17 protein-coding genes and 3 pseudogenes are annotated in these 25,592 nt (G+C 39.0%); 14 read left to right on the plus strand and 6 right to left on the minus strand.

Annotation, left to right across the window (positions count from 1 at the left end; translation table 11 throughout):
• Nucleotides 1-160: 160 nt before the first annotated feature.
• A complete protein-coding gene (gene dinG, locus GJU32_RS04105) occupies nt 161-2,932 on the plus strand; it encodes an ATP-dependent DNA helicase DinG (protein ID WP_155590651.1) in 2,772 nt (923 codons plus the stop codon).
• A gap of 90 nt (nt 2,933-3,022) precedes the next feature.
• On the opposite strand, the gene GJU32_RS04110 is transcribed toward dinG, so the two are convergent.
• Nucleotides 3,023-3,667: a TetR/AcrR family transcriptional regulator gene (locus GJU32_RS04110; protein ID WP_155590724.1), complete on the minus strand. Its 645-nt coding sequence runs from the start codon at nt 3,665-3,667 to the stop codon at nt 3,023-3,025.
• A gap of 322 nt (nt 3,668-3,989) precedes the next feature.
• On the opposite strand from GJU32_RS04110, the gene GJU32_RS04115 reads away from it, so the two are divergent.
• The 3 genes and pseudogenes from GJU32_RS04115 to GJU32_RS23315 form a co-directional block, all read left to right on the plus strand.
• Nucleotides 3,990-6,023: a CocE/NonD family hydrolase gene (locus tag GJU32_RS04115; RefSeq protein WP_155590652.1), complete on the plus strand. Its 2,034-nt coding sequence runs from the start codon at nt 3,990-3,992 to the stop codon at nt 6,021-6,023.
• A gap of 22 nt (nt 6,024-6,045) precedes the next feature.
• Nucleotides 6,046-7,341, plus strand: coding sequence for an MFS transporter (locus GJU32_RS04120; RefSeq protein ID WP_230874916.1), 1,296 nt, complete (start codon nt 6,046-6,048; stop codon nt 7,339-7,341).
• A 318-nt stretch (nt 7,342-7,659) separates the two neighbouring features.
• A pseudogene (locus GJU32_RS23315) lies at nt 7,660-7,929 on the plus strand (IS3 family transposase); the annotation flags it as partial.
• Between the two features lie 137 nt (nt 7,930-8,066).
• Here the strand turns inward: GJU32_RS23315 and GJU32_RS04130 are convergent.
• Nucleotides 8,067-8,963, minus strand: a complete 897-nt coding sequence (locus GJU32_RS04130) for a DegV family protein (protein ID WP_155590653.1) — start codon at nt 8,961-8,963, stop codon at nt 8,067-8,069.
• Between the two features lie 166 nt (nt 8,964-9,129).
• On the opposite strand from GJU32_RS04130, the pseudogene GJU32_RS23735 reads away from it, so the two are divergent.
• Nucleotides 9,130-9,263: pseudogene (locus GJU32_RS23735) on the plus strand (IS66 family transposase); the annotation flags it as partial.
• A gap of 322 nt (nt 9,264-9,585) precedes the next feature.
• On the opposite strand, the gene GJU32_RS04135 reads toward GJU32_RS23735, so the two are convergent.
• Nucleotides 9,586-11,400 (minus strand): sensor domain-containing diguanylate cyclase, encoded by a 1,815-nt coding sequence (locus GJU32_RS04135; RefSeq protein WP_230874917.1) that lies wholly within the window; start codon nt 11,398-11,400, stop codon nt 9,586-9,588.
• A 217-nt stretch (nt 11,401-11,617) separates the two neighbouring features.
• Here GJU32_RS04135 and GJU32_RS04140 point away from each other — a divergent pair, with 217 nt between their 5' ends.
• From GJU32_RS04140 to GJU32_RS04160, 5 genes are all read left to right on the plus strand, one after another.
• Nucleotides 11,618-12,385 (plus strand): isocitrate lyase/PEP mutase family protein, encoded by a 768-nt coding sequence (locus GJU32_RS04140; protein ID WP_155590654.1) that lies wholly within the window; start codon nt 11,618-11,620, stop codon nt 12,383-12,385.
• A gap of 24 nt (nt 12,386-12,409) precedes the next feature.
• The gene (locus GJU32_RS04145) at nt 12,410-12,967 is read left to right on the plus strand and encodes a bifunctional transcriptional activator/DNA repair enzyme AdaA (RefSeq protein ID WP_155590655.1); all 558 of its coding nucleotides are present in this window, start codon (nt 12,410-12,412) and stop codon (nt 12,965-12,967) included.
• A gap of 13 nt (nt 12,968-12,980) precedes the next feature.
• A complete protein-coding gene (locus GJU32_RS04150) occupies nt 12,981-13,895 on the plus strand; it encodes a DNA-3-methyladenine glycosylase family protein (protein ID WP_155590656.1) in 915 nt (304 codons plus the stop codon).
• Nucleotides 13,882-14,367 (plus strand): methylated-DNA--[protein]-cysteine S-methyltransferase, encoded by a 486-nt coding sequence (locus GJU32_RS04155; protein ID WP_155590657.1) that lies wholly within the window; start codon nt 13,882-13,884, stop codon nt 14,365-14,367. Before GJU32_RS04150 ends, GJU32_RS04155 begins: the two co-directional genes overlap by 14 nt.
• A 203-nt stretch (nt 14,368-14,570) precedes the next feature.
• Nucleotides 14,571-14,900, plus strand: a complete 330-nt coding sequence (locus tag GJU32_RS04160; protein WP_155590658.1) for a DUF378 domain-containing protein — start codon at nt 14,571-14,573, stop codon at nt 14,898-14,900.
• A gap of 682 nt (nt 14,901-15,582) precedes the next feature.
• On the opposite strand, the pseudogene GJU32_RS04165 reads toward GJU32_RS04160, so the two are convergent.
• The 3 genes and pseudogenes from GJU32_RS04165 to GJU32_RS04175 form a co-directional block, all read right to left on the minus strand.
• Nucleotides 15,583-17,094 (minus strand): annotated as a pseudogene (locus GJU32_RS04165) (CoA-acylating methylmalonate-semialdehyde dehydrogenase).
• A gap of 13 nt (nt 17,095-17,107) precedes the next feature.
• A complete protein-coding gene (locus GJU32_RS04170; RefSeq protein ID WP_155590659.1) occupies nt 17,108-18,469 on the minus strand; it encodes an aspartate aminotransferase family protein in 1,362 nt (453 codons plus the stop codon).
• Nucleotides 18,470-18,640: 171 nt separating this feature from the next.
• A complete protein-coding gene (locus GJU32_RS04175; protein WP_155590660.1) occupies nt 18,641-19,810 on the minus strand; it encodes a PucR family transcriptional regulator in 1,170 nt (389 codons plus the stop codon).
• A gap of 140 nt (nt 19,811-19,950) precedes the next feature.
• On the opposite strand from GJU32_RS04175, the gene GJU32_RS04180 reads away from it, so the two are divergent.
• The 4 genes from GJU32_RS04180 (at nt 19,951) to preA (ending at nt 25,571) form a co-directional block, all read left to right on the plus strand.
• Nucleotides 19,951-21,195: a Zn-dependent hydrolase gene (locus GJU32_RS04180; protein ID WP_155590661.1), complete on the plus strand. Its 1,245-nt coding sequence runs from the start codon at nt 19,951-19,953 to the stop codon at nt 21,193-21,195.
• Between the two features lie 43 nt (nt 21,196-21,238).
• The gene (gene hydA / locus GJU32_RS04185) at nt 21,239-22,642 is read left to right on the plus strand and encodes a dihydropyrimidinase (RefSeq protein WP_155590662.1); all 1,404 of its coding nucleotides are present in this window, start codon (nt 21,239-21,241) and stop codon (nt 22,640-22,642) included.
• 99 nt (nt 22,643-22,741) lie between these two features.
• A complete protein-coding gene (locus GJU32_RS04190) occupies nt 22,742-24,109 on the plus strand; it encodes an NAD(P)-dependent oxidoreductase (protein WP_155590663.1) in 1,368 nt (455 codons plus the stop codon).
• Between the two features lie 199 nt (nt 24,110-24,308).
• Nucleotides 24,309-25,571: an NAD-dependent dihydropyrimidine dehydrogenase subunit PreA gene (preA, locus tag GJU32_RS04195; protein ID WP_155590664.1), complete on the plus strand. Its 1,263-nt coding sequence runs from the start codon at nt 24,309-24,311 to the stop codon at nt 25,569-25,571.
• The last annotated feature ends 21 nt before the right edge of the window (nt 25,572-25,592 follow it).

Genomic DNA, 25,592 nt, shown 5'->3' on the forward strand with positions numbered 1-25,592 from the left:
AGGGGCTTCCTCTAAGGTTGCGTTTTTTGTATGGAATATGTGCTTTGTTATTTTCAACTTTATAGACTAAACTCATCGACATCAGGGGGTGAAAGGATGCCGTAGAGCCAAATATATGATAAAATTCAACTTATCTAATGTGAACTGTGAGTTGAGATGTATGATGGAAAGTCAAAAATATGCAATTGTAGATTTGGAGACAACTGGTCATTCACCAGCAAATGGCGACCGCATGATTCAAATTGCAGTTGTGATTATGAAAGATTGGGAAATTGAGCGCAACTTTACGAAGTTTATTCACCCAGGCAAAGCCATTCCGTCTTTCATTCAGGATTTAACACATATTACGGATGAGGATGTAAAGGACGCCTTGCCGTTTGAGGCGCATGCCGATTACATATATGAGCTGCTTAGTGACTGTGTATTTGTCGCACATAATGCAGATTTTGACTTATCCTTTTTACAAGCGGAGTTTAAGCGTGCAGGTCTCCCTAAATGGCAGGGTAAAAAAATGGATACCGTGGAGCTGGCGAAAATATTATTTCCGATGTCACTTAGCTTTAAGCTAGGTGATTTAGCAGCAGATTTAAATATAGAGTTAGCCAATGCACACCGAGCGGACGACGATGCACGTGCAACGGCTGAATTATTTAAGCGTTGCTGGAAGGAGCTACTGAATCTTCCACAGCTAACACTTGAACAAATGCATAAACGCTCATTTAGATTAAAATCCAATTTATCTCAGCTTTTTTTCGAAGCTCTTCAAATTAAACGCCAGCATGTGACAGTTAATGAGCATGTGCATTATTACCGCAATTTTGCTATTTGTAATGGTCGAAATATGCACAAGAATACGTCAGAAATGATTGCCTACCCTCAAACTATTGAAGAAAAAATAGCCTTAATGACAAAAGCACTGCCAAACTTTGAGGAGCGTCCTGCACAATTTGAGATGATGGACACAATTTGGCAAGCATTACATGACCAACAGGAGTGTGTGATTGAAGCCTCTACAGGTATTGGTAAAACAGCTGGCTATTTACTTCCTGCTATTTTATATGCCCGTGCTGTCAATAAAAAGATAGCGATTAGCACCTATACTTCGTATTTACAGGAACAGCTTGTAGAGGAGGAGTTACCTAAGATAGAAAAAATTCTTGGGATGAAAGTGAACTTGTGCGTGCTAAAGGGCATGCAGCATTACATTGATCTTGACCGCTTTGAGCAATGTATGGCATATGCTGATGGGTCCTATGATGATACGTTTACTATTTTACAAATACTCGTTTGGTTGACGAAAACAGAGACAGGTGTGTTAAGTGAGCTAAATGTTTCAGGCGGCGGACAATTGTTTTTAGAGAAAATCCGAAAAATACCGAATGATAAGTCTTCAAGGGGCTTTGATTTCTATGAACAGGCTTTAAAGAACAGTGCATTTGCTGACTGTATTGTGACGAATCATGCCATGGTGTTAAGCGATTTAGTGCGCCAAACGCCAATATTTACACAAATTGATGGCTTGGTTATTGATGAAGCGCATCAATTTATTCAGGCAGCCATGCAGCAGGATGAAGTAGTCTTCTCCTATACACAATGGAAATATATTTTTGGACAAATTGGTACGATGGAGGATACCGCTCTATTTCAACAATTTTGTCATGCGGCGAAGAAAAAACAGCGTGTGCCAATGCAAAATTTACAGCGATTGGATGCACAATTTATACGCTTACAACGGACATTTGATGAGACAATCCAGCGTGCTATCCAAAAAATGCAGCACCAAGTGAAAGGGAAGCAAGCAGGTAGTAAATGCTCCTTATTTTTAGAGGATGTATCTCTTGCTAAAGAATCGTTTTCGCAAGTAAGTAAGCAGACACAGCAATGGCTTGATCTCGCGACGGGAATTACCCAGGCATTCGAAAATAATATCGAGCAACTAGATAATAACGACATCTATGTGTTATCTGAATGGCAATATTGGATTCGAGAAGTAAAAATAAAAATTGCTGAATGGGAAGAAATTTTTCTGTCACCACAGGACGGAAACTCTGTTTGGATAGAATTTAATGTACGCAGTGTTCCTGGCAGTTTACATGTCTTTAAGAAGCCAGTTAATGTCACACCAATCATTGAACAAGTATTAGCGCCACTTCGTCAGCAAGCAAGTATTGTTTGGACATCAGGTACTTTAACCGTACCAGGCAATGAGCGTTTTGTCACACGGCAGTTAGGGATTTCTGATGCTGTAGAGGTCATGAAACTGCAAGCACCACCAGCCTATTATGCTGGTGCTAAAGCATTTATTGTTACAGATATGCCAGATATTCAGCATGTCAGTCAAGAAGAATATATTGAAGCGGTTGCTCATGCGATAACACGGACAGTCCGTATGACGGAGGGGCGGTGCTTTGTGCTCTTCACGGCACAGGATATGCTGCGAAAAACAGTCGAGCTTATTCAAGACAGTGAACTTTTAGATGACTACATGATTTTTGCACAAGGTGTTACGGGCGGTAGCCGTATGCGGATTCTAAAATCATTCCAAAAATTTAGCCATGCTGTTCTTTTTGGCACAAACAGCTTTTGGGAGGGTGTGGATGTTCCAGGCGATGCTCTTGCCTCTGTCATTGTTGTGCGGTTACCATTTTCTTCACCAGAAGAGCCTGTTTTTAAGGCGAGAGCGAAGCATCTAACAGCTCAAGGCCTCAATTCCTTTACAGAGCTTTCCTTACCAGAAGCTATTATGCGCTTTAAACAAGGCTTTGGTCGATTAATTCGTTCTTCTCAGGATAAAGGAGCCTTTATTGTACTAGACCGTCGTATTACTAGTAAGTCCTACGGTAAAGAATTTATTAAGGCACTACCACCAATCGACGTAAGGAAATTGCAGCTACCCGAATTGTTAAAAGAACTGAATGATTGGCAAAAATAGAGAAAATCCCTTTTAGCACAAGCTAGAAGGGATTTCTTTTGCATTATATGAATTTTTCAATGTCATGAAATAATTATTTTGCTATCATAATTATTTTTTATTTTTCTCATCAAAAAGGTTGGCATTTAGAACAATTTCAGTAATATATTTCATGACGATTTCAGTAGCTTGTTGTGCATCATAGCTTTTGCGATTGTTTAATAGGTTGGTAAACATACCTTGCCAAATTAATAGTGTTAATTCATTGATCGCATCAACATTACCTTCTGTTAAATATCCTTCTTTTAAGGCAATTTCTAGCATTGAACGTCCCCGTTTGGTCAGGCTATGTTGGAATAGAATGGCCGTTAAATCTTCAGGAATATTGATTAAATCATTGGGATAAAAATTATAATAATTCTCCAATAGTTTTTCTGGCGTTTCTCCTAGGTCCATGATAAAGACTGCATGGAAAATTTGTGGTTGTTTAAAGGAGTATTGGCAAAAGCATTCCCATGCCAATAAATATTTATCAATGGGGTCTTTGCCTCTTTCTATGTAACGGGCAACTTCGTTTGTATAATCTTGCATACATCTCATCGATGCAAAAAAAAGTAGATGGGAGATTTCTGAAAAATAGTTGTAGATAGTTGCACTATTATAACCGGCTTTATCAGCAACTTTTCTAATCGTTACATTTTCTAGTCCTTCTTCTTCAATAATTTCCGCTGTGGCGTCTACAAAGTATTTCCACATACGGCGCCTTTGCATTTCCTTTTTTTTCAAAATAGAACCCCTCCGACCAACAATTATAATGTAAAATCATTTGTTGAATGTATAAATTTACCTTATATACGCTAATTTAATCTTATTATAGCATAGCAATTTAAATTTCTATCTTCAATTATATCACTTGATTTTGCAATTTTCAGAGTTGTGCATTGGATTTTCAGGTGATATACTAATCACAATTATTTTATAATCATGATTACTAAATAATCTAGATTAACAATAATGAAATTACGCCTACGTTAGGACAAAGGTAACTGGGCTTAGACACAAGGGGAGGATTTATTCAATGAGTAAAAAAATCATTACACAATTTGAGTGTACATATCAAACTATTGAAAACACATGGATTGAGTTAGCGGATGGTACAAAACTTTCTAGTCGCATTTGGCTACCTACAGTAAAAGAGGGACAGAAAGTACCAGCAATTTTAGAGTATATTCCTTATCGTAAAACAGATGGAACAAGGGCGAGAGACGAGCCAATGCATGGCTATTTTGCAGGGCATGGCTATGCTGTTGTTCGTGTAGATATGAGGGGATCAGGCGAGTCAGATGGTCTATTGAAAGATGAATATTTAAAACAGGAGCAAGATGATGCCCTTGAAGTGATTGAATGGATTGCCAATCAAAGTTGGTGTGATGGTAATATCGGGATGATGGGTAAATCTTGGGGCGGATTTAACTCGCTACAAGTAGCGGCTCGTAGACCTAAGGCATTAAAAGCCATTATTACAGTAGGGTTTACAGACGATCGTTATAACAATGATATTCACTATAAAGGTGGATGCTTATTAAACGATAATTTCTGGTGGGGCGCCATTATGTTAGCGTATCAGCTTCGTCCACTAGATCCACACATCGTTGGAGATAGCTGGCGTGATAAATGGATGGAACGATTAGAAAATATGCCATTATGGATGGCTCAGTGGATGGAGCATCAAACAAGAGATGACTACTGGAAACATGGTTCAGTTTGTGAAAACTATGATGATATAGAAATACCTGTTTTTGCGATAGATGGTTGGGAAGACTCCTATACGAACACAGTCTTAAGTTTAATGAAAGGGCTTTCTGTACCTAGAAAAGGAATTATTGGTCCTTGGGCACATGTTTATCCGCATGATGGGGTTCCTGGTCCGGCAATGGGCTTTTTACAAGAAGCCGTGAAATGGTGGGATCATTGGTTAAAAGGAATGGACAATGATGTAATGGATGGACCGATGGTAAATGTATGGGTAGAAGAAAGCATGCAGCCATCTGTAAAGAAACCGATAAGCAAGGGATATTGGGTTGGATTAGAATCATGGCCAACAGCTGATGCAGTGCAAACAAAGGCATATCAACTGACACATGGCAAATTGTTAGAAGAACGAGATGATAATGAAGAGCAAGTATTATTAAAAACACCATTAAATCATGGTCTTTTATCAGGTGAGTGGATGGGTGCAGGTGTAATAGGTGAAAGTCCTGCAGACCAACGTCTAGATGATGGAATGGCAATGGTTTTTGAAAGTAACACGCTAGAGAATCCATTAGAGATTGTTGGCTATCCGAAATTTGAAGTGGAATTAATGAGTGACAAACCACATGCGATGCTTTTTGCTCAGTTATCAGATGTTGCACCAGACGGAGCCGTAACACGTGTTTCCTATGGTGTGATGAACTTAACACATTTAAATGGGCATGATCGTGTGGACTTATTAACACCTGGTGAAAAAGTGAATGCATTTGTACAGTTAGATTGCTGTGGACATCAATTTAAAGCAGGGCATCGTTTACGCTTATCATTAGCTACAACGTTTTGGCCGATGTTTTGGCCAATGCCTGAAGACGCTACACTGACTTTAAATCTTGAAACGGCTACCTTGTCCTTACCAATCTACCATGGCAATCAAGTAACAGGACCAAATATGAACCCTGAAAGTGCGCCACTAACGCCGATCACAACACTACAAGAGGGAAGAGTGGATCGTTCTATTGCGTACGATATTTTAAGTGATACATGGACATGTATAACAGATGGTGTCGGAGGGGTATTTGGTGAGGGCATCTATCGCTTTGATGATATCGATGTCACTGTAGAACATAATTTGAAGCGAGAATTGACATTATCGAATGCGGATCCACTCTCTGCTCAATATACAATCTATCAAAAAATGAAAATTGGTCGTGAGGGTTGGTGGATTGACGCTGACATTACAGTCACAAAAACATCCGATCAAGAAAATTTCCAAATTGTCGGGGACATGGTGATCAAAGAAAATGACAAACAGGTCTTCCAAAAGGAATGGGATCAAAAAATTAAACGTCACGGATTGTAAATAATATGTAAGGGGTAAACATATGGAAGCTAAGTTAAAAAAGAATACAGCTACATTAGTTATTTTAGCTGTTTCAGGTGCGTTAATCTACGCATTGCCTTATTTTAGAAACTACTATTATGATGTCTTTCTAGATGCCTTTCATTTAACAAATACACAAATGGGGACACTTGGTAGTGCGTATGGTGTTTGTTGTTTAATTTCTTATATTTTTGGAGGTTTTTGTGCAGATCGCTGGAAAACGAAATATTTATTGACGATTTCTTTAGTGGCCACAGGACTATTAGGTTTTACTTTATTATTGTATCCGCCATATCCAGTGCTTTTACTGATCCATGCTGCTTGGGGTATCACATCGATTATGACATTCTGGGGAGCATTAGTAAAAGCAGTTCGTTCTTTAGGTTCCGAAAATGAACAGGGGAAAGCTTTTGGATTTTTTGAAGGCGGGCGAGGCGTAACAAATATCATTCAATCTGCTGTGATTTTAGGGATTTTTGCTTTTTTTGCGAAACGAATGAGTGATAAAATGGCTCTTTCGGCTGTAATTACGGTTTATTCAGTTATTTGTCTTTTATTAGGGTTAATGATTATGATGCTTTATAAAGATCCAGGCCAAGCAAACACAAGTAATGAAGAGAAGGAAAGCCGTAAATCGTTTGATTGGGCGGTCCTTTGGAAAGTATTGAAGATGCCAACAACTTGGTTAGCGACGATTCTTATTTTTACGTCCTACGCAATGATTATTAGCTACTATTACATCACACCGTATGCAACAGCAGCTTTTGGTGCTTCTACGTTAATTGCTGCGGCGTTGGGTTACTTCTCTCAATACTGTCGTCCAATTGGTAGTTTTAGTGCAGGAATCATTGGTGATCGAATTGGTGTATCCAATATGGTGTTAATAGGCTATATTTTATTAGCACTAGGTTTAGTAGGGCTCATTTTATTACCAGGTAAAGCTTCCTTTATCCTTATGCTATTAGTATTTATAGGGATTATTTATACGTCTATGTACGCATTGCAAGCCATGCATTTTGCGATATTAGTAGAAGGGGATTATCCAGTAGAATCAACAGGAACGGTTTCGATGCCGCTGATGATTATTGGCTATAGTGGTGAAATCTTCATGCCTATTATCGCAGGAGCTTGTTTAGATTATTGGGGTGGTACAGCAGGCTATAAAGTATTCTTTACCATTCTATTAGTCTTAGCCATTATTGGATTGATTACAGTTGTGATTTGGCAACGTGTAACAAAAGAAAAACGACAAGAAATTGCCTTGCAACGAAAACATGCGAAGGAACAAACAGTTTAATAAAGAATTGTTACGTCCTAGGAGGCAAAAAGATAACTTCGGTATATTTCCGAAGTCATCTCAGACTGTAGACAAACTCAAAAAATTTGAGAGTTTGCCTACAGTCTTTTTTCTTTTACAATGAAATAAAGTAAAGCTGTTGATTTCCACTACGGGCGGGGTCGAGCTGACGTTAATGACAGAATTGCCAAATTTACCGATTCACCAGGAGCTAGAGATTTTAAATAATTACACGCCTTGGTCGAAAAAAATCCAAGCCACATGTACAAACTAGCCATCTATCCGAAAAAAATTAGGATAGATGGCCATTCGTCGTGAGTACCGAAAAGGTACATCTTGCATAGCGATCAAGGTTCTGTGTACACATCATATGCGTATCCAAAATCAGTCAAAGAAAAAGGAATTACCCTAAGCATGTCCCGCAAAGGTACGCCCACTGATAATTCCCCAATTGAAACGTTCTATCTCGACGGAATCTACCGCACGACAAATGCGCATATAATTCAAATCGTCGAAGACAAAATTACCTATAATAACAATATCCGTATTCAAGCAAAATTTAACAGCTTGTCCCCCATACCTGAATGAAAACACTTCTATCATTCAAAAAAAAACGTTACATCTGCCAGTTTACTTAAGCTAAAATGCTCTCTGACTGTATACTAGTTGGTTTATAGGAATTTCGCAACTTCATGTACCTACAATAATTTAGATTACAATTATGTTTATATAGTAACTAATTCAGCTTTCTTTTTCTTAAGTGGTGCAAGCGCTGGTAGACGTACCCAACTTAAACCAAGCGTTCCTTCACCTGCATGAACCGCTACACAAGCACTTAGTGGTAATACGGAGAAGTTTATGAGCGGATATTCGTTCTCTAAAGCTTTTTTCCAAGCGGTTGCGCCTTCTTCATCATTACAGTGAATAATTGCAACTTCAGGGATAATACTTTTTTCTAGATCTGTATTTAAAACATTTTGTACATATGTTTTAGCTCTAGTCGTAGCGCGTACTTTTTCTTTCATAACGGGCTTCCCATCTTCAAATGAAATGACAACTTTAATATTCAACAAGTTACTTAAAAATGCCTGAGTCCCTGAAACTCGACCACTTTTATGTAATTGTGATAAGTTAGCCGGAATAAATGAAAGCTCACTGTTATCTGCCATCTCATTGATTCTTTCAACAATATAGCCAGGTTCAAAACCTTCACGCTCTAACTGCTGACCGAGTTTAATCATTTTCATCATTGGAAATGACCCGATTTTTGAATCCACTGGATATACTTCAAATTCTGCTTGATCAGCTGCTGTGAAAGCGCTTTGATAAGTGCCTGAAAGATGTTGAGAGGTATGAATTGCAATTGCACATGTATACCCTTGTTCTTTTAATGATTTATATAAGTCTACAACTTCACCAATAGCAGGTTGTGATGTCTTTGGATTTTTTTTAGCATTTCGTAGCTTTTCGTAAAACTGATCATGTGTCATATCAACAGTTTCGCGTAAAGCCCCTTCTTCGAACACTATATTAAGTGGTAATACGTGAATTTGATTGTCCTGTATGAACTTTTCATCTAACAATGCTGCTGTATCTGTAACCCATGCAATTTTCTTTCCCATTTAAAAGTAATCCCCTTCATCTATCGTAGAATATTATTCATTTTATCTTATGCAACTATACACAGATAAGATCATCATGAGTAGTGATATTTATAATACTCTATTATTTTTTTACAATCTTCGACATTATTTCGACAATAATTGCGATAAAAATAGCATTTTATAAGCATACGGTAAGCTATCTAGTATTTCATTCGCTAATTGTTGGGCGCATATACGACGTTATTGGCTGAAAGCCGATAGCAAAAATGGGATAGGCTTGGCTTGGATTACTGTAATCAACTGTATCGCTTAGAACAGTTGGGGGTGTAAGCTGGGTAGTTCCTCCTGTTCAGTGTACAACGACATGTCATGCACAGGGAACACAGCCTCATTCTTGGCAGGCAGTTGCTACGGGTACAACTTCCATTGCTCATAAAGGGATGCTCCATGCAGGGGAAGTAATGGCTGCTACTGCTGCTGCCATACTTGCTCAACCTCAATTAATAGAACAAGCAAAATAAGAGGTAAAAGAGCGTTTAGGGAATGAGGTTTATCAAAACCCAATTCCTAATAATATTAAACCTTTACACATTAGACAATATGCATCTGAGGTCAATGAGTAAATCAATGCAAAGAGGCGTCACGATAACGTTGGCGCCTCTTTATTAGTCTCCAGACATGTATCATCAAGTATAAATTCCACACGGTTTCTACCATGATGTTTCGCCTGATATAAAGCTTTATCACATCTTGATAATAAAGAATGAATCGTATCGCCAATGACAAAGCTTGTCACACCAAAGCTACTCGTTTTGCGTTGGACAACTGGGAATGAATGCTGTTCAAGCTGATGACGAAGCTCTTCGGACAGTTGTACAGCATCCATTAAAGGAGTATTTGGACAAATAACTAAAAATTCTTCGCCACCCCATCTACCAACGATTTGTTTCATGTGCACATTATTTTTCAAGAGTTCTGCTGCACTCTTTAATACCATGTCACCTACCTGATGCCCAAATTCATCGTTCACGGCTTTGAAGTAATCTATATCTAACAGGATAATAGAGAGTGGCGTTCCATTTCCTTTAGCTTGTTCAAATTCTTTTTCTAATACGTAATCTAAGCGCACACGATTTGGGATTTGTGTCAGACGATCCGTGTTAGCTAATGCCTCGAGCTTGTGTTTGGCTAATTCAAGCTCTTGTGTTCGCTCTTGGACTTTCTGTTCAAGCGTGTCATTTAATGTTTCCTGCATGACCTGGTGTTCTTTCTTTATAATATTGATTTTATCGCCTAATGCTAATGATAAAAATATTGACTCAAATATAGCACCAATAGCTGGAGCTTCCTCAAATATACGAGGATGGAAGGGGATAACACTTAAAAAAGCCAACGCTTGAACGATAATGGAGCCCAGCAAAACCGTCCAACCAATAATATAATATCGAGCCATCTTATGACCTTTTATTAAAACTAAAATGCCTGACAACCATAAGAAGATAAAGACAACAACAGCAAAACTGGTTGTGAAATTATTCGTGATAGAAACATCAGGAACAATAAAGGAGGCTATTAAAGAACAGATTGTGATCCAAAAGAGTAGTTTTCCGATTTTATGGAATGGTGGTAAATACTTTTTTAATTCTAAAAACTGATTGCAAAATAAAAGCATAAATAAGAGCAAAAGATTTCCACTGATTGTTAAAGATTTGATAAAAAACGCTTTAGGCAACAATGATCCAAGTAATTCTATGTCTAAAGAATTCAAAGTTGCTTGATAGAAAATAAAGCTCAACATATATAAAACGTAATAAAAATAAGCCTTATCCTTTAATGAAAAATATAAAAACAAATTATAAATCAATAGGGCAGATAAAAAACCATAAAAAATGCCTGTCAAAAATTTATATTCACTAATCTTGTTTGTAAAACTAACTTCTGTAAAAAGATAGGAGGTTAAACTTAATGGCAATGCCCCGTCTAGTTTTATATAAATCTCATGAATAGTGGGGCTTTGGATTTGAAATAAATTAGAACGAGAAGGGATAGATTGTTCACCTAAATTGGCGATTCCCCTTTTTTGCACATCATAAGAGCCATCTGACTTCACTAAGAACATTTCAATACTATCTAATTTATCTGTTACCTCTAGCCAATAGGTCCCCTTTTTATCTCCTAAAATAGCATCGATAGATAAATGCAGCCAAATGGTGTCATTTGTATGCCAAAAGAAAGGATATTGTTGATCACTAGCAATAAAATGATGCTTATAGGTACCACTCAAAATTTCTTCAAAGGAGACTTTTTTTGAAGTGTCTCGAAAAACATCATAATGTGGCCCTAAGGTAATAGGATCCACCAGTTCATCTGTTGGGCTCATTGAACTGGCAGTGGAGATATGGGTGAACATAAAAAGGGTAAAAAAGAAAAATAAAGCTATTTTTTTGTTTTTCATCAAAGATTCATTGCTCCTATTCTACGGTTACTAGATCATAAGTGAAACAATTGAATTTTATATAAATTTCAACATTAATTTTGTTGAATTTGCTCTTTTTAGAAATTTAAGTTAATTGCTACGGTATTATTATAGACCATAACAGCAAGATTGAGGACGAAATAAACGGATATTTCCTGATAATATGAGGTCTAATAAACAGTATGGAGGCTTCAATATGTCAAAAATTCAAGAATTCAATGACTTGCATTTTACACAAGAGCTATTATTTATCGGGAATGCGTGGGATGTATTATCGGCAATCATGTTAGAAAAAGCAGGCTTTCAAGCGATTGGCACAACAAGCTGTGGCATTGCCAATTCATTTGGCTATACAGATGGTGAATGTATTGATTTCCATCGACACCTAAATATCATTCAATCCATAGTAGAGCATGTGAACATACCAGTATCTGGAGATATTGAGGCAGGGTATGGACAGGATGAACAAAGTATTATCGATAATGTATTAAGAACGGCGGATGTCGGCGTTGCAGGGATTAACATCGAGGATTCCCTTAAAAATCAATCCGGATTAAGAAGTCTAACAGAACACGGTCGCCTGTTAACAAGCATGAGGGTAAAGTTAGATCACCACGGTTATAAAGATTTCTTTATTAATGCAAGAACTGATACGTATTTTCAATTGGAGAGACCATTCGAAGAAACGATGAGTCGAGCAAAAGCTTATGTTGAGAGCGGGGCAAGTGGTATATTTATCCCTGGATTAACAGATGCCAACGAAATAAAAGCCATTACAAGTAATGTAGAGGCACCAATTAATCTTCTTTCATTACCAGCCTTAACAAATTGCCAACGATTAAAAGAATTAGGCGTGAGACGTTTTAGTTTTGGCAATGCACTTTCAGATAAAATTATTGCTTTTTTAACAAAAAATGCTGCACAATTATTAGAGAACCAAGATACTTCATGTTTATATGAGTAATATGTGAAAACGAGGTGAGAGGTAGTGAACAGTCCAATCAATTTATCCTTCGAAGAGAAATGGGAAAAAATTATGGCTTGTGACCAAACCTATGATGGGCTATTTTATACTGCTGTAAAAACCACTAAAATTTATTGTCGTCCTTCCTGTAAATCTAGAAAACCAAAAAAAATGAATGTTGAATTTTATGAGGATATCCAAAAAGTAGAGGAGGCTGGCTATCGTGCATGTAAACGATGTCAGCCTGAAATCGAACATTCACCACATACGCAATTAATCAAAAATGTGACAGCTTTTATCATCAACGAATATAAACAAAAGGTGACACTACAAAATATGGCAGAGCATGTTGGCATTAGTCCATTTCATCTTGAACGACTATTTAAACAGGAAACAGCGGAGACACCCCGAACATATTTAGAAAAAATTAGAATCGATAAGGCTGCGCATCTATTAAAGCATACAGACTATACAAATTTAGAAATTTGCTATGAAGCAGGATTTCAAAGTCCCTCTAACTTTTATAAAGTTTTTCGACGGTTAAAAAATTGTTCACCTACAGAATATCGAAATCTTTCATAGAAGGAGTCAGGGTATGAACTGGATGAATCACGATACGTATCTAGAAATCGAGCCACCGAAAGAATTCAATTATTCAGAGTGTTTGCTGTTCTTAAATCGCTCTAACCAAGAAATTTTACATCATATAAATGAGGGCTCTCTCTGTAAATTATTGAAGGTCAGCGAACAACCTATTTTATGTGTATTGAGTAAACAAGCGAATAAATTGAAAGTAGATTTTCCAATGGATCAGCCATCTGTCAATGAAAGAGCAATAATTGTGCAATATATAACAGAGTGGTTTGACTTAAAAAAGGATTTGCATGACTATTATAAAATGGCTGAAAAGGATCAAATCTTGCAGCCACTCACGAAAAAATATAGAGGATTACGGTTAATTGGGATACCTGATTTTTTTGAAGCATTAGTATGGGCTATCATCGGACAACAAATCAATTTAACATTTGCCTATACGTTAAAAAAGCGATTTGTAGAGCGTTTTGGAGAGAACGTAACCTTTAAGGGGCAAAGCTACTGGCTGTTTCCAACACCTGAAAAAATAGCTACCCTACAAGTAGATGATTTGCGAGCATTAAAATTTACACGAAGGAAATCAGAATACATTATAGATATTGCGAAAAACATCACTAACGGTCAATTAACAAAAGATTTATTGCGTCAAAAAGACGACTACCAAGCCATGAAAAAAAGTTTAATGGCTATTAGAGGAATTGGCGCATGGACAGCAGATTATGTACTTATGAAATGTTTACAAGAGCCATCTGCCTTTCCAATAGCAGATGTTGGTCTGCATAATGCATTAAAAACACAATTGTTGTTAGACCGAAAACCTACGATTGAAGAAATGAATGTCTATGCGAAGCACTGGCAAGGCTGGCAAGCATATGCCACCTTTTATTTATGGAGGTCATTATATGAAACGGTATAAATTAGATTACAAATCGCCAATTGGTATTATTGAAATAGAGGGAAGTGATACTGGTATTTTGGGGATTAACTTTTCAGAGCAAGAACAGATCGTCAATGTTCCCGAACAAGAAACGCCTCAAGTTCTGCTAGAGTGTTCCAATCAGTTGCATGAGTATTTTATTGGTGAACGTCAGGAGTTTTCATTTCCCTACGTATTTGAAGGAACAGACTTTCAACAAGCTGTTTGGCATGCGTTACCTAATATAGGCTATGGTAAAACGGCTTCTTATAAAGATATTGCCATTGCCATTAACAATGAAAAAGCCGTAAGAGCTGTCGGTAGTGCGAATGGCAAAAATAATATAAGCATCGTTGTTCCCTGTCATCGAATTATTGGTTCCAATGGAACGTTAACTGGTTATGGGGGCGGAATGTGGCGTAAAGAATGGCTACTTCAGCACGAGCAAACTCATAAAAGTCTATCCAAATAATATTCGTACTTCATCGTACCTTCCTTTGTCACTTTGACTGATACCATGGCAATTCTACACTGTATAAAAAAGTGGTAATTGCAAAAAATAAGATCGTCAAAATGGCGGTTTTAGTGACTAGTCTTTGTCATTTTATCGCTTCTTATGACATCTCCCTGCTGAGAATTTAGTTTGGAGTATAAGACGATAAAGGAGGTGTACTCATGAACGTACTTTATAGAATCGCTTTAGTATTAGTCATTATAGGGGCAATCAACTGGGGACTCATTGGATTCTTTAGGTTTGATTTAGTTGCCTATTTGTTTGGTGGACAAACTGCGGTCTTATCTCGATGGATTTATGCCCTTGTTGGACTTGCGGGGCTGATCACAATACCAATGCTTGTGAAGCGATTTGAAGACGAGGATGATGTGGATACATTCACTCGTATGGACAGAAATCCTAGCTATGGCATGGAGGCTGGGGAAGAAGCGGATTTCACTGAAGTAACAAAGACTGAAGTGAAAAAAGTGGAGAAAAAAGAGAACGAATAATCAAATTGGAAAAACTGGTGGCCACTTGGTTCGTCAGTTTTTTTAATATCGAGCAGAAACATTCGCGTAGAGACTATGCGAATGTTTCATGTTGTTGAAAAAAGGTGATGTCAACGGCAGAAAAAGCAGTTTTTTGAAAGGTGAGAGGATAATTTCCGTTCCGCCAGCGTCCTTTCCAGGGGGCGTCCGATGAGCCGCTTCACTCACTCCGTTCGCTCCAGGGTCTCACCTGTGGCGCTAAATCCCCTAGGAGTGACGCTGGCTCCACTCCAATCACCCATGTGAACAAGTGCCTTTTCCTTATCTTTTATACGAGCCGTAGTGAACAAAATAGCCCATTATTTGTCTAATTAGAGAATGGATAGGCTCTTATTTTCAATGTGGAGAAGTGATGAGTGACAACACCTCTCCATAAAGTGTAATGAATACCTTCACTTCATTTGAAAACTTTTGCTAAAAAGAAACATTTTTATGGATTGGAGTGGAAGGCTACTTGACTCCCGTGGGATAGCGAGACAGGCGAGCCCCTGCACGGAGCAGTAGCGGAGGAAGCGGCTCGGCGCTCGCCCACAGGAAGCCTTGCTCTACGCGAAAGCGAAGCGTCAGCGACAAAGCAAGTAGCCTGCAACGGAAATCCATTTTCACCTTTCGCAAATTCTGTGGATGGTTTTGTTTTTCAACACTATGAAGGAAAAGCAAATGAAGTGGTTGCATCATGCCCTTGTTCAACCCATTTTTCAGAAATAGTTTTTGCTTTTGTGAAGAAACGCACTTGATCAGGACCAAACATATGCCCCTCACCAAATCTTGAACGTTTCCAGCCACCGAAATTATGATAACCTACTGGGATGGGAATCGGTACATTGACACCAACCATTCCTACTTCAATTTCAGTGGTAAATTTTCAAGCCGACGCACCGTTATTTGTGAATATTGTGACACCATTGCCAAATTCATGGGCGTTGATGAGGGCAATCGCCTCATCTAATGTTTCCACACGGACAACGTTACGTGCAGGACCAAATACCTCTTGCTCATAAATTTCCATACCAGGCTTTACATGATCAAGTAGGGTAGGACCAAGGTAGAAGCCGTTCGAATGCTTGGCAATATCAGGATTTCGTCCATCATAGACAATAGTAGCTCCTTCTTCTACGCTACGGTCGATAAAGCCAATAACGGCATCCTTTGATTGTTGCGTGATGACTGGCCCAAAGTCGACTTCTGAATCTGTATAGGGACCCACTTTTAATTTGGCAATTTTATCAGCAAGAATACTGACTAATTTATTGGCAGTATCCTCACCTACAGGAATAATAGTAGAAAGTGCCATACACCGCTGAGAGGCTGCTCCATAAGCAGCACCTAAAAAGGCATTCGCAGCTTGTTCTAAGTCCGCATCTGGCATAACAACCATATTATTTTTACCACCACCCAAAGCCGTGACACGTTTCCCGTGTTTGGAGGCTGTTGCATAAATGGCTTCTGCAACTGGCGTAGAACCTACAAAGGAAATCGCTTCGATTGCTGGATGTGATAATAGCTCGTTGACTGCATCTTTATCGCCATTGATCACTGTCCAAACACCATCTGGTAAACCTGCTTCCTTCCATAGCTCAGATAAAAACAAAGCAGAGCAAGGAACACGCTCTGAAGGCTTTAAAATAACACAGTTACCGACAGCTACTGCCATGCTAGTAATGGCAAGCGGTACCATGACAGGGAAATTAAATGGCGAAATAGCTGCCACTACGCCTAATGGTGCTTTCGCAGAATAGGCATTTATATTGCCTCCAACGTTAACGGAATATTCACCTTTTAACAGATGGGGTGCATTGATGGCTAAATCTACCGACTCTAAGCCACGTGTTATTTCACCTTTAGCATCCTCAATCGTTTTGCCGCTCTCTGTGCAAATCATATCGATTAGCTCATCCATATTTTCTGTTAGTAATTGACGAAACTTTAGGACGATTTCTGCTCGTTTGCCTACCGATAATGCGCGCCAAGCAGGGAAGGCGGCTTTGGCAGCTGTGATTGCTTCCTGAACCTCCTCTTTTGTTGCTAAAGGAGCACGCGCAATCACGGTGCCAGTGCTTGGGTTGTAAACGTCTGAAAACTGTCCACTTTTCCCTAACACAATTTGTCCATTGATGAAATGACCTAATTCTTTAATATCTGTATTCGTTACCATCTAGTAGTTCCTCCTACTGTTTGATTGAATGTAAGGCTTGAACAAATTTTTCAACAATGAAATCTATCTCATCTGTGGAGATTATCAGTGGAGGAGATAGCGTCAGCACATTATTAAAGCCTGCAACGGTTACACCATTTTTCCCAATGATTAACCCCTGTTGCTTACATTGCGCAATTACTTTGTTCACAAGCGTGACATCCAGTGGTGTTTTGCTGCTTTTATCTTGAACAAGCTCTACACCAATTAATAAGCCTTTTCCACGAATATCACCAACATGTGGGTGTTCATTTAATTGCTCCTGTAAGGTAGTAAGAAGCGTAGCACCTAGCTCAGCTGAGTGGGCAAATAAATTTTCTTGTTCCATAATATCAATATTTTTTAACGCTACGGCACATGCCGCTGGCGATCCACCGAACGTGTTGACATGCCGGAAAAAGTCATATTCTTCACTGCCTGCAAAAGCCTCATAAATTTCACGTCGAACAGCAGTAGCAGAAAGTGGCATATAAGCGCTTGTTAAACCTTTAGCCATTGTGACAATATCAGGTTGGATGCCGTAGTTTTGGAAACCGAATGCTTTGCCAGTGCGTCCAAAACCACAAATTACCTCATCAACAATGAGTAGTGCACCATGCTTTTCACAAACAGCTTTGACCCCTTGTAAGTAATTGTCATGTGGCATAATAACGCCACCACCTGTTATGATAGGCTCCATAATAACAGCAGCAATCGAATCTGACATTTCCCATGTCATGACATGATCAATCGCTTGAACAGATGGCAATGCATAAGGATCCTTACTTTTAATATGGTCTTCATTTGCACGATACGAGTCGGGCGGTGTGACATGTAGAAAACCAGGTGCCAGTGGCTCATATTTATATTTTCGTTGGGCTTGTCCTGTTGCTGCTAAGGCGCCCATTGAGCTACCATGATAGGCACGATAACGTGAAATGATTTTCGTTCGATTGACGTGACCCTTTTGTTGGTGATACTGTCTAGCGATTTTGAAGGCAGCTTCATTTGCTTCAGAGCCACTATTTGAGAAAAAGACGACATAATCTTCCCCCAAAAGCTCACTAATTTTTTCACTTAATCGAATGGCAGGTATATGCCCAACAGATAGTGGAGTATACGTATTTTCAAGCAATTGCTCATAGGCGACCTTGGCAACTTCCTCTCGTCCATAGCCAACATTCACACACCATAAACCAGCCATAGCATCTAAATAGCGTTTTCCTTCAATGTCGGTAATCCATGCCCCTTTAGAAGATTGGACAATCATCGTTGCATTTGGATTGTATGGTTTCATTGAGTGCCAAACAAATTGTTCATCTTTCACTTGCCAATTTGGACTTGTTACATTCGTCACGAAGCTTCACTCCTTCTGTACAGGTAGTAGATTAGCATGCATACGTTTTAGTCAGATGTGGGCAACAAAAATGCACAGTCGACCCCATTTGTACTTTATATGTATGCCATCTGAATTTTAGAAGGGGTATTTATAAGAAAGAAAATTCAGAAAATTTAATAGTGTGTCAAACTATTGATGTGTTAAAATATCCTCTATTAAAAAGGCAATATACAAGTTTGTCTTCGTAAATGGATTGCTTAAGTCCATGTCTAATAACATTTCGATCTTTTTAATTTTATAAAGGACCGTGTTACGATGAATAAATTGGCGCTCACTTATCCTGCTCGTACTACCATTTTCCTCAACAAATATACGTAAAAAAGGTACATAATCTGTGTTGTGTAATTCATCATAGCGGTAAAGCAGGCCTAAAATATCCTGACTGAAGGACTTCATCAATGGTTGATTTTGCACAGCCATGAGTATTTTATAGGCACCGATTTCTTTATATTTGTATAAATAACGGTTGTTATGAAGCTGTGCTAAATGAATGACGGTTAAAGACTCATCATAGCTTTTGCGAACATTTTCTAGTTCTTTATGATAGTTTCCTTTTCCGATGATAATATCCAAGAAACCATTTTTTATTGTGATTTTTTCATAGATTTCTTCAACGATTTTTGAGAAAGGTATATTTGGTGTATTGATTTGTGTTTTATCAATTAAAAAGATGAGGTGGTTTTTATGCTTTAATTTTAGGAAGCGTTGATAGCGATTTTGAAAAGCGAATTGCATCATCACCTCATAACGGTCAATAGTGGCTTGAGTACCAATTGTCGTGCAAGTAATGATCGCTAATTCTCTCCCTTGAGGAAAACCTAGCTGTGCTAATTGATCTTTCATAGAGTTTGCGTTTTGTTTGTAATGAAATAGTAGATTGAAAAGAACTTTTTCTTCGACGGAAAGCTCCTGATGGTGGTTAGCAATAAATTGAAAGGTAGTTTTTAATAGATCAGCAATGCGATAATTCCATGGCATTTGAAAAATAGGGAAATCATGTTGATTAGCAAAAGAGATGACGGCTTCTGGAATATCAGGAATGAATGGTCCTGTATTAATGATAAAACCAGCTACTTTTTTCACGTATGCTTGTTTCACAAGTTGTTCTAAAGAATCTTCCTGTGCATCTAAATTAATACCTGTTGTGACGACTAATTCATTGGGTCTACAAAACATGATTAAATCACTGCTTTCAACGACATTAATACCCGTAACTCTTCGATACGTACCACTATGTCCCGCGACTAATGTAAGCATTGGGAATTGAACTCCCTCTACAATTTTACGAATCGTCCCCATACCTTCCCCCCTTAATTATGAACATAACTTACCATATATGATGTGCAGTTGCACATATTTTTTTAGTTTTATATCCATATCTCACAAATTTTATCTATTTTAGAATGTTTATTAACTACTGTGAAAGAGAGGACTTGCATATGTATAAATGTAATAGTAGACGATTGCAAGAGTTAATCGAACAATTTAGTCAATTTGGAGCCACCGACAATGGTGGTGTCACACGTTTGTCTCTTTCGGATGAGGATGTTTTAGCAAGAAACTATTTTTGTGAGTGTTGTGAAGCGTTAGGCATGGACATTCAGGTGGACGATATGGGCAACATTTATGCCACGCTTCCTGGGAAGAAGAATGTGCCGCCAATCGTCATGGGTTCCCATCTTGATTCGGTTGAAAAAGGTGGTAGATTTGATGGCGTGTTAGGTATATTAACAGCTATCGAGGCGATTCGAACAATTAAGGAAAATGATATTGAAGTTGAAATTCCACTTATGATTGTGAATTTCACGAATGAAGAAGGCGCGCGCTTTGATCCAGCCATGATGAGTTCAGGCGTAATCACCTCGAAATTTGATAAAGAAAAGATGCTACAAGCCAAAGATAAAAATGGTATTCGTTTTCAAGAAGCATTACAAGCAAGTGGCTATGAGGGAGAGCAAGCCAATCGTCTGAAAGAAGCACTTGCTTATATTGAGCTGCATATTGAGCAAGGGCCAGTGTTAGAGGCGAAACAACGTGAAATTGGTGTTGTTGAGGGTGTACTCGGCATGGTTTGCTATGAAATTACGATTACAGGGCAATCGAATCATGCTGGAACAACGCCAATGTCGATGCGCAAAGACCCGATGATTGTTGCATCAACGATTATTACCGAGCTTCATGAGCAATTAGGGAAACTGGACGAACAGCTTGTTTTTACATTTGGTCGCATGAATGTTTTACCGAATATTCATACAGTGATTCCAAATAAGGTGACATTTACAATTGATTCGCGCCATCAAAAGCCTGAGGTCATGCAACAGGTTGAAGATATTCTAAATGTTCTTCCAGAAACAGCAGGGGGATGCAGTATTCAGCCTGTAAAACTATGGGGTAGGGATACTGTGTATTTTGATGTTGCCATTTGCAATGAAGTAGAAAGAGCATGTCAGAGCTTCGGTTATTCTGCTCATCGCATGTTTAGTGGAGCGGGGCATGATGCACAGTATATGGCGAGTATGGTACCATCCGCAATGATTTTTGTCCCAAGTATCCAAGGGAAGAGCCATTGTGAGGAAGAGGAAACAACCTTTGAGGATTGTGCAAAGGGAGCAGATATTTTGCTAGAAACAGTTTTAACGCTACAAACAAAGTTTAGTATGGGCGAAACATATACATTGCATTAAAAATCAAGCATTCTCTAATTTTGTGATGAAGGGTGAGGGGCAGATGAAAAAAATCATTAAAGGTGGACGAGTAGCAACTGCTGCTGATGTATTTGAGGCAGATATTTTAATTGAGAACGGTAAAATTGTTCAAATCGGACAAAATTTAACGGATACTGGCGCTGACATTATTGATGCTACGGGTAAGTACGTATTGCCTGGTGGGATTGATCCCCATACGCATTTAGACATGCCATTCAATAATACGGTTACAGATGATGATTGGAAATCAGGCACGATTGCAGCGGCTTTTGGTGGGACAACTACTATTTTAGATTTCTGTTTAACAGCTGGAGAAGAAAAATTATCTGCAGCGGTGGAGAAATGGCATGACAAGGCCAAAGGAAAGTCAGCCATTGACTATGGGTTCCACCTGATGATTGGTGAATTAACGCCTGAAACCGAAGCCGAATTACCACAACTATTAGAGCAAGAGGGCATCACTTCTGTAAAAGTCTTTATGGCTTATGCAAAAGAATTTCAAGCGACGGATCGTACACTATTTAAAGCTTTCAAAATTGCAAAAAATCTTGGTGCCGTAGTGATGGTACATTGTGAAAATGGCTCTGTTATTGATGAGCTAGTAGAAGAAGCTAGACGTTCAGGACATAAGGAACCGATCTATCATGCATTGACTCGCCCAGCCGAATTAGAGGGAGAGGCAACAAAACGTGCTATAGAATTAGCGCATATAGCTGGTGCGAAACTATATGTTGTGCATGTGACATGTAAGGAAGCAGTAGATGAAATTATTGCTGCTCGTGAAAAGGGCTATGACGTTTATGGTGAAACATGCCCACCATATTTAACACTCGATCAATCAGCCTTAGCACAGCCAGGCTTTGAGGGAGCAAAATATGTTTGGTCGCCACCACTGCGCCCGAAATACCATCAAGAACATTTATGGAATGCATTAAAGGCAAAACAGCTACAGACAATTGGTTCTGACCAATGTTCCTTTAGCTTTAAGGGCAAAAAGCAGCTCGGCCTAAATGACTTCTCGAAAATTCCAAATGGTGGTCCATTTATTGAAGATCGCTTCAGTATTTTATATTCAGAGGGCGTTGCAAAAGGTAGAATTTCTATCAATGAATTTGTTGATATGATTTCAACTAGTGCAGCAAAAATATTTGGGTTATTCCCGCAAAAAGGGACGATTGCCATCGGCTCTGATGCAGATATCGTTATTTTTGATCCAGAGGCTAAACGTCAAATTTCAGCTAAAACACATCATATGAATGTTGACTATAACCCATATGAAGGCTGGGAAGTAACAGGTGAGCCTGTGAGTGTACTAGTGCGTGGAGAATATGTCATTAAAAATAAAGAATTTGTAGGCGTACTTGGCAGTGGACACTATATTAAGCGTCCATTAAAAACAGTAACTGCGGAAGCGCTGAAAATTTAGCTTCCTTCAGTATAGGACCGATTGCTTTGAGTGGAGAGCAAAGCAATCGGTCTAGTAATTGATGTACGGAAAAAATGAACACATGAGGGGGATGTGGAAATGGTTCCGATTCAAGAAAATGTGATGACAATGCAGCTTAGACGTAATTTTATGGAATTAAAAAGCAAGATGACAAAGAATGAGGCTATTGAGGAAGCCAATCGTTGTCTATATTGCTATGACGCACCATGTATTAAAGCATGTCCGACAAGTATTCAAATTCCAAATTTCATAAAAAAAATTGCATCTGGTAATATGAAGGGTTCTGCTACGACTATATTAGAAGCAAATCCTATTGGTGCAAGCTGTGCAAGGGTTTGTCCCACGGAAGAACTATGTGAAGGGGCGTGTGTCTTAAATTCATCAACAAAGCCAATTAAAATTGGTGAGTTACAGCGTTATGCAACGGATTGGGCAATGGAAACTAATGCTCAGCTATTTAAGCCGGGGCAAAGTAATGGACAGAAAGTTGCCATCATTGGGGCGGGTCCTGCTGGTTTGTCAGCAGCACGTGAACTCAGTCGCTTAGGCTACCAAGTAACCATTTATGAGGCTGAGGGGAAGGCTGGCGGCTTAGGTAGCTATGGTATTGTAGCGTTCCGATTACCAAATGATGTCGTGGATTGGGAAGTAGAGCAAATTGAACAACTTGGAGTGGACATTCAAACGAATACAGCTGTAGGTGTGGATATATCTGCGGATGAAATTTTGGCGCAATATGACAGCGTTATCTTAGCTGTCGGTATGGGTGCTGTACCGAATCTAGGAATTGAAGGAGAAGATTTAGATGGCGTACATGATGCCATTGAGTTTGTTAGAAAAACAAAAATGGGACCGCTTACAAATGACATTGTTGGGAAATGCGTTGCTGTAATTGGTGCTGGTAATACGGCAATTGATGGTGCTACCAGTGCGGTGCGTTTAGGTGCTGACAATGTACAAATTCTTTATCGAAGAACACAAAAAGAAATGACGGCGTACAAATTTGAGTATGAATTTGCTAAGCAGGATGGTGTGGAATTTAAATGGCTAACAGCACCAAAGAAAATTATTGGCAATGAAGCGGGCAAAGTAACAGGCATTGAATGTGTGAAAATGAAGCTCGGTGAGGCAGGTTCTGATGGTCGACAAAGACCAGAAGAAGTAAAGGGTTCTAATTTTGTTATTGAAGTGGATGCAGTTATTAAAGCGATTGGGCAAACCCGTTTTGTGTCGTTAATTGAAGCCTTTGGTTTAGTTCATACAAATGGAGTTGTCGATATAGATGAGACGACAATGCAAACATCCAATGTCAAAGTGTTTGCGTGTGGAGATGTTGTCTTTGGCAATGGGCAGGGCGAGGCGATGGTGGTGACCGCTGTACAGCAAGGAAAAGATGCAGCATACAAGATTCATGAACGTTTAAGAAAACCAAGTGAGATTGCATAAAGTGAACCTTCAATCAGTGGAGGTTTTTCATCCTCCACTGATTGTTAGTTTCACCAATCGGGTTTTTACAGGCTGTTGTTCTCCCATTTAAATATTTGGGCGTTACTTTACATTTGAAGTGGGAATCTTATAGCCTGTACCTGACGCTATGCTTTCGGTACAAAAAAGATTGTTAGTACGGGATAGAGGGGGAACTTACATGGCAGACTTAAGCATTAACTTAGCGGGCATCAAATCACCGAATCCATTTTGGCTGGCATCCGCACCACCAACAAATTCAGGCTATCAAGTGCAGCGCGCATTTGAAGCAGGATGGGGTGGCGCTGTATGGAAAACATTGGGGGAACCGATTTTAAATGTGTCTTCTCGTTTTGCTGCTGTTAGTTATAATGGTCAACGTGTGGCAGGTTTCAACAATATTGAATTAATTACGGATCGACCGTTAGAAGTGAATTTAAAAGAAATTTATGAGACGAAAAAGAAATTCCCTAATCACGCAATCATTGCCTCTTTAATGGTGGAGCCAAAGCAGGAAAAGTGGCATGAAATTGTGAAACGGGTAGAAGATGTGGGGGTTGATGGTCTTGAGCTTAACTTTGGTTGTCCACATGGGATGGCAGAACGAGGCATGGGTTCTGCCTCTGGTCAAGTCCCTGAATTGGTGGAAAAGCAAACGTACTGGGTAAAGGAAGCGGCGCGTACACCGGTGATTGTTAAGTTGACGCCAAACATTACGGATATAACTGTAACGGCAGAAGCGGCGACAAGAGGTGGAGCAGATGCTATCAGTATGATTAACACGATTAATAGTTTAGCAGGTGTAGATTTAGATTCTTGGAATACTGTCCCACATGTTGCAGGTAAAGGAGCACATGGTGGTTATTGTGGCCCAGCTGTTAAACCGATTGCGCTCAATATGGTGGCTGAATGTGCGCGCAATCCATTGGTGAATTTACCTATTTCAGGAATTGGAGGCATCTCGAATTGGCAAGATGCAGCTGAATTTATTTTAATGGGTGCGACAGGCGTTCAAGTTTGTACGGCAGCGATGCACCATGGTTTTAGCATTGTAGAGGATATGATTGATGGGCTCAATAATTATTTAGATGATAAAGGGTTAGCTTCGGTCATGGATTTAGTCGGTCGTTCCGTGCAAAGGTATTCAAACTGGGGTGATCTGGATTTAAATTATAAAATTGTCGCTGAAATCAATAACGATGTTTGCATTAATTGTAATAAGTGCCATATTGCTTGCGAAGATACATCTCATCAATGCATTGATCTCTATACAGCGGATGGCCGCCCGATGCTCAAAGTTCGTGAGGAGGACTGTGTAGGCTGTAATCTATGCTCTATTGTTTGTCCTGTTGATGGTGCCATTACAATGGTTGAACGTAAATCTACCATTCCACCAATGACATGGAATGAACGCCAATCACTTATTAGCAGTCTATCAAAATAAAGACCCAGTTATCCTTAAGCT

The organism is Lysinibacillus cavernae, from assembly GCF_009724685.1.
Classification (GTDB): domain Bacteria; phylum Bacillota; class Bacilli; order Bacillales_A; family Planococcaceae; genus Lysinibacillus; species Lysinibacillus cavernae.